The sequence below is a fragment of the Saccharothrix sp. CCNWYY140 genome, assembly GCF_037401995.1.
In the GTDB taxonomy this organism is placed as follows: Bacteria; Actinomycetota; Actinomycetes; order Mycobacteriales; family Pseudonocardiaceae; genus Actinosynnema.
The window spans coordinates 1-11,811 of sequence record NZ_JBBEGC010000181.1 but is presented as its reverse complement, the minus strand read 5'-3'; the positions used below and the strand labels follow the sequence as shown (position 1 = coordinate 11,811).

Genomic DNA, 11,811 nt, shown 5'->3' with positions numbered 1-11,811 from the left:
AAGAAGCCCAAGTTGAGTTGTGTCCTCCTCGGTGGACTGCCGCTTGCCGGCTCCGCCGAAGAACCCGCGCTGCGCGCCAACGCGGCCCGCGCCCCACGCGCTGCGCGCACCCCACGCGCTGCGCGCATCCCTCTTTTCGCGCGGCGCGTGGGTTGGTTGGTGTGGTGTTAGTCGGTGTTGCAGGCGGTGCGGTCGGAGCGGGTGTAGCGGAGGTAGTGCAGGGCTGCTTCGGCTTCTTTGTTGCCGTTTGCGGCTGCTGCTGTCAGGTCTGCGTGGGCCTGGTAGCGGGAATCTGGTGGGGACTCCGGGTTCGTCAGCAGGGCCACTGCCTCGTCTGGGGTCACGTTGTAAGGATAGGCGGCTCCCCGGGCCGGGACTGCCATCACCGGCGCGGGGAGCCGCGGGGCTGGGAACGGTCGTCAGGAGCAGGCCGTGCCGTTCAAGGTGGGAGACGTGAACGGAGGGGTGCTTCCCGAGTAGCTCGCCTGGTAGCCGATGGTCGCGGTGCCACCGGTGGCGAGGTTGCCGTTCCAGGACGCGTTGCCGACGCGGACCACGTCGCCGCTGTCGGTCCACGTCCCGTTCCAGCCCTGGGTGACGGTCACGCCGGGGGCGGAGAAGGTCAGGGTCCAGCCGTTGATCGGCGCGCCCCGGTTCTCGATCACGATCTCCCCGGTGTAACCGCCCGACCACGCGCTTGTCACGCGGTGCCGCACCGCGCACCCGTTGCCGGGGTTGGGCGTGGTCGTGGTGGTTGTGGTGCTGGTGGTGGTTGTGGTTGTGGTGCTTGTGGTGGTGCTGGTGGGGCCTGCGGCGATGGCCAGCTCGTATGCCCGTTGTGGGACGAACTGGCCGGCTGCGGCGATGCAGCCGTCCGCCTCGCCTGGCAGCTTGATCCACAGGTGGGCGTCGATGCGGGCGTCGCCGGTGTTGGTGGTGCTTGGCGTGCCGATCGCGCGGCCGGCCGGGTCGCACCACTCGCTGCCCGCGGGGCCGTTGCCGTTGCGGCTGGTGTCGATCACGGCCTTGAGGCGCGAGTCGCCCAGGGCGTTGAGGATGTTGTGCGCGTAGGCGGTCTCCGTGCTGGTGTAGCGGTAGTTGGAGACGTTGAGGCTGATGCCGTCCGCGCTGTTGGAGATGTCGACGCTGCGCAGTCGGTTGGCCGCCTCGGAGGCGCCGAGCCAGCCCGAGTGGCCGATGTCGATGTAGACCTTGGCCTGCGACGAACCGGACTTGAGCTTCTTGCCCGCGTACGAGATCGACGCCCGGGTCTCGTTCTGCTGGTCGGCCGACTGGCAGTTGGTCATGATCGGCAGCACGTCCGGTTCCAGCACGATCGACGCCCGCCGACCGCCCAGGCCCGCCGCCACCTGGTCCACCCAGGCCCGGTACTCGGCGTGCGAGCGGGCGCCGCCGCCGCTCGCGCCGCCGCAGTCGCGGTTGGGGATGTTGTAGACGACGAGGATCGGGATCTTGCCCGCTGCCGCCGCCGCGCCCACGAAGGAGTCCACCTCGGCGCGGACCGTCGAGGTGTTGCTCGTGGTGTACCAGCGGGCCTGCGGGACCGAGGCGATCCGGTCGCGGATCACCGGGGTCCGCGAGTCGCCCGGGTTGGCCGCGACCCACTTCGCCGCGCCGGTGTTCGGGTCCACGTAGAAAGCCGAGTCGGCCGCGTGCGCGGCGGTCACCCCGCCGCTCAGGGCCAGCGCCGCCGCGCCCGCCACCAGGGCGCTGGACAGCGCACCCGCGGCTGCCGCTTTGCCTTTCCTCATCGCCATCCTTCCGCCGACGTCGATGTCGGGAGGAGCCCTCGCCTATTGGGAGCGCTCCCAGTCGGCGGCACTGTAACCATTCCGAAGGCGTCGGCAAAAGGGGTAACCGCCTGCGGTCGTCGGCCGCAGCACGTTGATCGTCTTCACGGTCGGTGGATCGAAGCGCGTCGATTCGACGGCGTGAACGCGCTCGTCAGCGCCTTGCAACGTTACAACGGCACGCTGAGTAGGCATTTTCCGGGCACATTGCTCCATTCCGGTCTGTTGAGACGTCGTCGAACGCCGATCGGGGTCGATTCGCGAATTGCGGCATTCGGTGCAGCTCTGCGACGGCATTCGGCGCATTGGGCTGCGGGCTGCGGTTCAGCCCCTTTTCACGGTGTTGCGTTGCGGTTACAGTCCCTCGCTGGGAGCGCTCCCAGAATCCCCTGCTTCCTGGAGGCACCGCATGCGACGACGCATGTCCGGTGCGGCGGCCGGCACGCTCGCGGTGCTGGTCGGCGCGCTGACGCTCACCCCCCTGGCACCCGTGGCCACCGCCGCGCCGGCGTTCAACTACGGCGAGGCGTTGCAGAAGTCGATCTGGTTCTACGACGCCCAACGCTCCGGCGACCTGCCCGCCGACAACCGCGTGAACTGGCGCGGCGACTCGGCGATGCGCGACGGCTCGGACGTCGGGCTCGACCTGACCGGCGGGTTCTACGACGCCGGCGACCACGTCAAGTTCGGCCTGCCCTTCGGCGCGTCCATGACCATGCTGGCGTGGGGCGCGGTGGAGAACCGCGACGCCTACGAGGGTTCCGGGCAGCTCAAGCACCTCCTGTCCAACCTCAAGTGGGGCACCGACTGGATCGTCAAGGCGCACCCGTCGCCCAACGTGGTCTACGGCCAGGTCGGCGCGGGCAACCCCGACCACGCCTGGTGGGGCCCCGCCGAGGTGATGCGGATGGCGCGCCCGTCGTACAAAGTGGACGCCTCCTGCCCCGGCTCCGACCTCGCCGGCGAGTACGCCGCCGCGCTGGCCGCGTCGTCGATGGTCTTCAAGCCCACCGACCCGACCTACGCCGCGACGCTGCTCACCCACGCCAAGCAGCTGTACACCTTCGCCGACACCTACCGCGGCAAGTACAGCTCCTGCATCACCGACGCCGCGAGCTTCTACAACTCGTGGAGCGGCTACCAGGACGAGCTGGTGTGGGGCGCGATCTGGCTCTACCGCGCGACCGGTGACGCCGCCTACCTGACCAAGGCCAAGACCGAGTACCCGAAGCTGGGCACCGAACCGCAGAGCACCACGCGGTCCTACAAGTGGACGATCGCGTGGGACGACAAGTCCTACGGCGCCTACGCCCTGCTGGCCAAGCTGACCGGCGAGGCCGAGTACGTCGCCGACGCCAACCGCTGGCTGGACTACTGGACCACCGGCTACAACGGCAACCGGATCCGCTACTCGCCCGGCGGCCAAGCCGTCCTGGACACCTGGGGTTCGCTGCGGTACGCGGCCAACACGGCGTTCGTCGCCCTGCTCTACAGCGACTGGCTGCGCACCACCGACGCCACCCGCGCCGCGACCTACCACGACTTCGGCGTCAAGCAGATCAACTACGCGCTGGGCGACAACCCGCGCAGTTCCAGCTACGTCGTCGGTTTCGGCGCCAACCCGCCGCGCAACCCGCACCACCGCACCGCGCACGGCGCGTGGGCCGACAGCATCCAGGAACCGGCCATCAGCCGGCACACCCTCTACGGCGCGCTGGTCGGCGGACCGAGCACCAACGACGACCGGTACACCGACAGCCGCCAGGACTACGTGGCCAACGAGGTCGCGCTGGACTACAACGCGGCCTTCACCGGCGCGCTGGCCCGCCTGTACAAGGAGTACGGCGGCGCCCCGCTGGCGAACTTCCCGGTCGCCGAGACCCCGGACGGCCCGGAGCTGACCGTGCAGGCGTCGGTCAGCCAGTCGTCGACGCAGTTCACCGAGGTGAAGGCGTTCATCCTGAACAAGACCGCGTGGCCCGCCCGCACCTTCAACGGCTCGCTGCGCTACTACTTCACCCTCGACGGCTCGACCACGCCCGAGCAGATCACCGTCACCACGAACTACAACCAGTGCGGCACGGCGTCCGGCCCGACCAGGTTCAGCGGCAACGTCTTCTACGTGGACATCCCGTGCCCGGACGTCTACCCGGGAGGCCAGTCCGCGTTCCGGCACGAGGTGCAGTTCCGCATCGCCAGCGCCGGCACCTGGGACCCGACCAACGACTGGTCCTACACCGGCCTCGGCTCGGGCAACACCGTGGTGCAGACCGACCGGCTGGTGCTGCGCGAGAACGGCGCCGTCCAGTGGGGCAAGGAGCCCGGTGAGGTCCCGGTCGACCGCGAGGCCCCGACCGTCCCGAGTGGACTGACCGCGGCGACGATCACCGGGTCCAGCGCCACGCTGACGTGGACGGCGTCCACGGACAACGTCGCCGTCGCCGGCTACGACGTGCTGCGCCCGGACGGCACGGTGGCCGCCACCGCGAGCGGCACCACCGCCCAGGTCACCGGTCTCACCCCGGACACCTCGTACACGTTCTCGGTGCGCGCCAAGGACACCTCGGGCAACGTCTCGGCGGCGAGCACCGCGGTCACCTTCCGCACCAAGACCGGTTCGGTGACCGGCGGCCTGGTCGTGCAGCAGCGCGGCGACGGCAGCGCGACCTCGAACCAGATCGGCGCCACGCTGAACCTGGTCAACCGCGGCACCACCGCGGTCGCGCGGGACACCGTGACGCTGCGGTACTGGTTCACCGGTGACGCCGCGAACGCCAACTACCAGGTGTTCTGCGACTGGGCTGTGGTCGGCTGCGCCAACGTCCGCGCCACCGTGGTGAAGCTGGCGACCGCCCGCACCGGAGCGGACGCCTACCTCCAGGTCACCTTCACCGCCGGGACGCTCAACGCGGGCGCCCAGACCGGCGACGTCCAGCTCCGGATCGCCAAGACCGACTGGTCGTCGTTCAACCAGGCCAACGACCACAGCTACCGGGTCAGCTCCTCGCTGACCGACTTCGACCGCGTCACCGCGCACACCGGCGGCGCGCTCGTCTGGGGCGTCGAGCCCTAGCCACGAACCTCGGCACGGGGCGTTCTGCGCGCCCAGGCGTCCCGTGCCGATACCAACCCCACCGCCCTTTGCAGGCTCGCGGATCAATGGCTGATCCGTGCAGGAGGAGGACGCATGAGGTACCGCACCAGAGCCGGACGGTCGCGCAGTCGACCGCTCGCGCTGATCGCGGCGGCGGCGACCGCCGCAGGCATGATGCCGCTTGTGGCACCAGCCGCGCACGCCGCGGTGACGTGCACGGTCGAGTACAAGGTGACCAACCAGTGGCAGGGCGGGTTCGGCGCCAACGTCACCATCAAGAACTCGGGCGACCCTGTTAACAACTGGCGCCTCACGTGGACCTTCCCGGACGGCCAGCGCGTTCAGCAGGGCTGGAACGGCACGTTCAGCCAGAACGGTGCCGTGGTCACCGTGGCCGCGCCGTCCTGGGCGCCCAACCTGGGGACCGGCGCCGAGTACTCGGTGGGCTTCAACGGCTCGTGGACGACCCAGAACCGCGCGCCCGAGGACTTCGCGATCAACGGCACCCGGTGCACCGGCCCCAACGTCGCGCCCACGGTGGCGGTGAACTCGCCCACGGCCGGCCAGGCCTTCCAGTCCGGCCAGGCCATCCCGCTGGAGGCCACCGCGACCGACAGCGACGGCACCGTCAGCAAGGTCGACTTCCTGGCCGACGGCGTGGTCGTCGCGACCGACACCAGCGCCCCGTTCTCGGGTACGTGGACCGGCGCGTCGGTCGGTGAGCACGCCATCACCGCCCGCGCCACCGACAACAAGGGCGGCATCGGCAACTCCGCGCCGGTGGGCATCCGGGTGCTGGCCGGGCAGGCCGTCCAGATCAGCCCGCCGACGTTGAACGTGCGCCAGGGCGGCACGGCGACCTTCGCCGTCTCGCTGGCCACCGCGCCGGCGTCCAGCGTCACGGTGACCATCGGCCGCACGGCCGGCAGCACCGACCTGACCGCGGCCCCGACGTCGCTGACGTTCACGCCGACCAACTGGTCGACCAAGCAGAACGTCACCGTCACCTCGGCGGACAACGGCGGCGACCTGGCCTCCGCGACGTTCACCGCGAGCGCCACCGGCGTCACCTCGGCCACCGCCACGGTGACCGAGATCGCGAAGGGCTCGTCGGACTTCGCGCAGGCGTTCCTGGACCAGTACAACAAGATCCACGACCCGGCCAGCGGCTACTTCCGGACCTTCTCCGACGGTCTGAAGGTGCCCTACCACTCGGTCGAGACCCTGTTGGTCGAGGCGCCGGACCACGGTCACCAGACCACGTCCGAGGCGTTCAGCTACTACCTGTGGCTGGAGGCCAGCTACGGCCGGCTCACCGGCAACTGGACGTCGTTCAAGTCCGCGTGGGCGTCGATGGAGAAGTACATCATCCCGGCCACGGCGGACCAGCCGACCAACGACAAGTACAACCCGGCCAAGCCGGCGACCTACGCGCCCGAGCACGCGCGCATGGACCTGTACCCGTCGCAGCTGGACAGCAACGTCCCGGTGGGTCAGGACCCGATCGCGAACGAGCTGAAGACCGCCTACGGCACGCCGGATATCTACGGCATGCACTGGCTGATGGACGTGGACAACACCCTCGGCTTCGGCCGGTGCGGTGACGGCACCAACACCGCGCCCGCGTACATCAACACCTACCAGCGCGGCTCGTCGGAGTCGGTGTGGGAGACCGTGCCGCAGCCTTCGTGCGACACGTTCAAGCACGGTGGCCCCAACGGCTTCCTCGACCTGTTCACCAAGGACTCGTCCTACGCCAAGCAGTGGAAGTACACCAACGCCCCGGACGCCGACGCGCGTGCGGTGCAGGTGGCGCTGCTGGCCCAGCAGTGGGCGACCGCGCAGGGCAAGAGCGCCGACATCGCCACCGAGGTCGGCAAGGCCGCCAAGATGGGCGACTACCTGCGCTACGCCATGTTCGACAAGTACTTCAAGAAGATCGGCAACTGCACCAACCCGGCCACCTGTGCGGCCGGGTCCGGCAAGGACAGCGCGCACTACCTGATGTCCTGGTACTACGCGTGGGGCGGCGCGACGGACACGTCGGCCGGCTGGGCGTGGCGCATCGGTGACGGCGCGTCGCACCAGGGTTACCAGAACCCGCTGGCGGCCTACGCGCTGTCGCAGGTGGCGGCGCTGAAGCCGAAGTCGGCGACCGGCCAGCAGGACTGGGCCAAGTCGCTGGAGCGCCAGCTGGAGGTCCTCCAGTGGTTGCAGTCCGCCGACGGCGGCATCGCCGGCGGTGTCACCAACACGTGGGAGGGTCAGTACGGCACGCCGCCGGCGGGCACGCCGACCTTCTACGGCATGTTCTACGACGCCCACCCGGTGTGGCGGGATCCGCCGTCGAACCGCTGGTTCGGCTTCCAGGTGTGGCAGATGGAGCGCACCGCGTCGCTGTACCAGATGACCGGTGACCCGCGCGCCAAGAAGATCCTCGACAAGTGGGTCCCGTGGGCGCTGGCCAACACCACCGTCGGCACCGGCGGCGCGTTCCAGATCCCGTCCGACCTGAGCTGGACCGGCGCGCCGGACAACTGGAACCCGACCTCGCCGGGCGCCAACGCGGGCCTGCGGGTGAGCGTGCTCAACCACACCCAGGACGTCGGTGTCGGCGCCTCGCTGGCCAAGACGCTGCTCAACTACGCGGCCAAGAGCGGCAACGCCGCCGCCAAGGCCACGGGTGAGGGTCTGCTGACGGCGCTGCTGTCGCACCAGACCACGAAGGGCATCGCCGTTCCGGAGACCCGTACCGACTACAACCGTTTCGACGACCCCTACAACTCGTCGACCGGTGAAGGCACGTACATCCCGCCGGGTTGGACGGGCAAGATGCCCAACGGCGACACCATCAACGGGACGTCGACGTTCCTGTCGATCCGCTCGTTCTTCAAGAACGACCCCGATTGGCCCAAGGTTCAGTCTTACCTGAACGGCGGGTCCGCGCCGACCTTCACCTACCACCGGTTCTGGGCGCAGGCCGAGATCGCCACGGCGTTCTCCCTGCACGCGGAGCTGTTCGGGTAAACCTCGAAGGTCGCCGTCGCCCCTCGCACACCGTGGTGCGAGGGGCGTTCGGCGTGCTTCGAGAATGGTGTCGAACGCGTTCGAGTCGAATCGTTCGAAACATTTCGGAGGTGTTGACGCCCGAGTGCGGCCTGTGCCACATTTCCGGTACTCCGGGTGCGGTTGTCACGCCGTTGGTCCCCGGCGGCGGATCGAATCGTTTCGAACCGCCGAGCAGTTCGTTCGAGCTATTCGACGATCTCGCGAGGTGTGCTGAAGGTGCTGCTCCCGTTCCGCGATCCGGCGCTGCCGCTGCCCGTCCGCGTGGCCGACCTGCTGGGCCGGCTCACCGACGAGGAGAAGGTGGCGATGCTGCACCAGCGCCAGCCCGCGGTGCCGCGCCTGGACGTCGAGGAGTTCCGCACCGGCACCGAGGCGCTGCACGGTGTCGCGTGGCTGGGCGAGGCCACGGTGTTCCCGCAGGCGATCGGGCTGGCGGCGTCGTGGAACCCGGACCTGGTGCACGCGGTGGGGACGGCGGTCGGCGTCGAGGCGCGCGGCTTCCACCACCGGGACCCGGTGTCGCACAGCCTGAACGTGTGGGCGCCCGTGGTGAACCCGTTGCGCGACCCGCGCTGGGGCCGCAACGAGGAGGGCTACTCCGAGGACCCGGTGCTCACGTCGGTGTTGGCGACCGCTTACGCGTCGGGCCTGCGCGGCGACCACCCGCGCTACCTGCGCACCGCGCCGACGCTCAAGCACTTCCTGGGCTACAACAACGAGACCGACCGGTGCGTCACGTCGTCGGACCTGCGGCCCAGGGTGCTGCACGAGTACGAGCTGCCGTGCTTCCTGGGGCCGCTGGCCGTCGCCGTGGCGGTGATGCCGTCCTACAACCTGGTCAACGGGCGTCCCGCGCACCTGAGCCCGTTGCTGGGCACCCTGCCGCCGGACGTGGCCGTGCTCAGCGACGCCTACGCGCCCTCGAACATCGCGGGGCTGCAAGGGTTCCTGCCCACCCAGGCGGAGGGGCACGCCGCCGCGCTCATCGCGGGCCTGGACAGCTTCACCGACCAGGGTGAGGACTCGACGCTGACGATCGAGAGCGTGACCACCGCGTTGAAGGACGGCTTGCTCACCTGGGACGTGGTGGACCGGGCAGTGGGTCGGGTGCTGGCGCTGCGGTTCCGGCTCGGCGAGTTCGACCCACCCGACGACAACCCGTACGCCGCCATCACGTCCGACGTCATCGGCACGCACGGCGAACTGGCTTTGGAGGCCGCACGGCAGGCAGTCGTGCTGCTGCGCAACGAGGATGTGCTTCCCCTCCCTCGCGGCCTGAAGCTGGCGATGATCGGTTCACACGCCGACGAGGTCTTCGAAGACTGGTACAGCGGCACCCTGCCCTACAAGACGACAGTCCTCAGTGGACTCTCCGAGTTCGCGTCGACCACGTACTGCGAGGGCGTGGACCGGGTGGCGTTCCGCGCCGCCGACGGCCGGTACCTGGGCGTGCGGGACGGGGTCGTGGGCCTGGGCGAGCGGGCCGAGTTCGACGTCTTCGACTGGGGCGACGGCGTGTGGACGCTGCGGCACGTCGGGACGCGCAAGTACCTGGGCGTGTCCGAGGAGGGCGACCTGGTGGCCGAGGCGGACGCGCCCGGCGGGTGGGACGTGCGCGAGCTGTTCGAGCCGCGCACGCAGGACGGTGGTGTCGTGCTCCACAACGTCGTGCACGGCACCGCGACCGAGATGTTCACCGTCGAGCCGGTGGTGGACGGGACCGCCGCGGCGGCGGAGGTGGCGGCCGAAGCCGACGCGGCGGTCGTGGTGGTGGGCAACGACCCGCACATCAACGGCCGGGAGACCCAGGACCGGACAGGGCTGGGTCTCCCGCAGGCCGACCTGGTCCGGGCCGTGCTCGCCGCCAACCCGCGCACCGTGCTCGTGCTGGTCAGCGGCTACCCGTACGCGCTGGACGTCGACGTGCCCGCGGTGGTGTGGACGGCGCACGGCGGGCAGGAGCAGGGGCGTGCGGTGGCCCAGGCGCTGGTGGGGGAGTACTCGCCGGCCGGGAGGCTCACCCAGACCTGGTACGCCTCCGACGCCGACCTGCCAGATCTGTTCGACTACGACATCATCCGGGCGGGTAGTACGTACCTGTACTTCGAGGGCGAACCGCTGTTCCCGTTCGGGCACGGCCTGAGCTACACGTCTTTTGAGTACGACAGTCCGAAGTGGACGGACGGTGTGTTGACGGTCGGCGTGACCAACACCGGCTCGGTGCCCGGGGCGGAGGTCGTCCAGCTGTACTCGACCGCGCTGGAGTCGCGCGTGCGACAACCGCTGCGCCGACTCCAGTCGTTCCGACGGGTGCACCTGGCACCGGGGGAGCGGCAGGTGGTGGAGCTGCCGGTCGAGCACCTGTGGCACTGGGACGTGGTGTCCGGTGGGAAGCTGGTCGAGGCGGGCCAGTACGAACTGCTGGTGGGGGCGTCCTCCCGGGACATCCGCGCCAGATTGGTCGTGGACGTGCCCGGCGACCTGGTCGCACGACGCTCGGGTGTGCTGCGGGCAGTGGACTTCGACGACTGCGACGGCGTGCGGCTGGTGGACGACACGGTCGTGTTCACCCGGGCCGGCGCGTGGATCTCTTTCCAGGACGTCACTCCAGAGCACCGGACGGCCCCGGAGGGAACACGCGTGGAGTCGGCCGACGGGGTGCTCACGGTGACCGCCGAACAAGCCGGTGTGCGCGTTGCGGAGGTGGGTTGATCTTGGTCACGATCGCCGATGTGGCAAGGCACGCGGGGGTCGCACCCAGCACGGTGTCCTACGCGCTGACCGGCCGCCGTTCCATCTCGCAGGCCACGAAGGCCCGCGTGGAGGCCAGCGTGCGAGCTTTGGGCTATCACCCACATGCGGGTGCGCGTTCGCTGGCTAGTAGTCGGGCCAACGTGCTCGCCTTGGTGGTTCCCATGCGCGAGGGCATGCACATGCCTGTGATGATGCAGTTCGTGGTCGCGGTGGCTGGCGCGGCTCGTCGGCACGAGCACGACGTCCTGTTGGTGACTGCGGACCAGGGTGCCGCCGGCCTGCGGAGGGTTGCCGGCAGTGCGCAGGTGGACGGCTTGTTGGTCATGGACGTGGAGATGCACGACGAGCGCGTGCCTGTGCTGCGGGAACTGGATCGGCCTTCGGTCCTCATTGGTTTCCCAGCTGATGCCGCAAGGCTGACGTGTGTGGACTTGGACTTCGCCGAGGCAGGTGCGAGGTGTGTGGACCACTTGGCAGACCTCGGCCACACGTCGGTGGCTTTGATCGGCGCTCCGCGCGCGGTGTACCAGCGTGACACCGGCTACGCCCATCGCACGATGGCTGGCTTTAGCGCGGCGGCGATGAGACGAGGGGTTTCATCGACGACGGTGCCTACGGAGACCGACCACGAGTCAGTGCATCGGACGGTGAGCGGGCTGCTGGAACGGCACCCGCAGTTGACCGGCTTGGTGGTGCACAACGAGGCTGCACTCCAGTCGGTGCTGGATGTACTGCGCTCCTTGGGGCGGCGCATCCCCGAGGACATCGCGGTGGTCGCGATCTGTCCGGACGACCAGGCCGAACGCCTCCATCCTGCGCTTACGTCGGTGCATGTGCCGGCGGAACAGCTGGGCCACCACGCAGTCGCCCTCCTCATGGCCAAACTCAACCGAGCCCCAACCCCCGCCTTGACCCTCCTCCCGCCTCGGCTGACAGAACGAACCAGCACCGCTCCCCACTAGCCCAGGCACTCACCCACCGCCCGAACACCACCCCGCCTCGCCCAAAGGGTGCTCCGCGCCGAAGGCGCGAGCCGAAGCGGCTAGCGCCCACGGGAAGGGCCTCGGTTTCTTTCCCCGTCCG

Annotated in this window: 6 protein-coding genes; 4 read left to right on the top strand and 2 right to left on the bottom strand. The window is 69.6% G+C overall.

Annotation, left to right across the window (positions count from 1 at the left end; genetic code table 11):
- Window positions 1–167: 167 nt before the first annotated feature.
- Entirely contained in the window at window positions 168–344 is a 177-nt protein-coding gene (locus WBN91_RS37090) for a hypothetical protein (protein ID WP_337728945.1), read from the bottom strand.
- Between the two features lie 75 nt (window positions 345–419).
- Window positions 420–1,772: a glycoside hydrolase family 6 protein gene (locus WBN91_RS37085; RefSeq protein WP_337728946.1), complete on the bottom strand. Its 1,353-nt coding sequence runs from the start codon at window positions 1,770–1,772 to the stop codon at window positions 420–422.
- A 448-nt stretch (window positions 1,773–2,220) separates the two neighbouring features.
- Between WBN91_RS37085 and WBN91_RS37080 the strand changes: the two genes are divergently transcribed.
- The 4 genes from WBN91_RS37080 to WBN91_RS37065 all read left to right on the top strand — a co-directional run bounded on the left by WBN91_RS37080 (window position 2,221) and on the right by WBN91_RS37065 (window position 11,690).
- A complete protein-coding gene (locus WBN91_RS37080; protein ID WP_337728947.1) occupies window positions 2,221–4,884 on the top strand; it encodes a glycoside hydrolase family 9 protein in 2,664 nt (887 codons plus the stop codon).
- Window positions 4,885–4,998: 114 nt separating this feature from the next.
- A complete protein-coding gene (locus WBN91_RS37075) occupies window positions 4,999–7,932 on the top strand; it encodes a glycoside hydrolase family 48 protein (protein ID WP_337728948.1) in 2,934 nt (977 codons plus the stop codon).
- 258 nt (window positions 7,933–8,190) lie between these two features.
- Complete coding sequence (locus WBN91_RS37070) at window positions 8,191–10,686, top strand: beta-glucosidase family protein (protein WP_337728949.1); 2,496 nt, start codon at window positions 8,191–8,193, stop codon at window positions 10,684–10,686.
- Between the two features lie 2 nt (window positions 10,687–10,688).
- Entirely contained in the window at window positions 10,689–11,690 is a 1,002-nt protein-coding gene (locus tag WBN91_RS37065) for a LacI family DNA-binding transcriptional regulator (protein ID WP_337728950.1), read from the top strand.
- The last annotated feature ends 121 nt before the right edge of the window (window positions 11,691–11,811 follow it).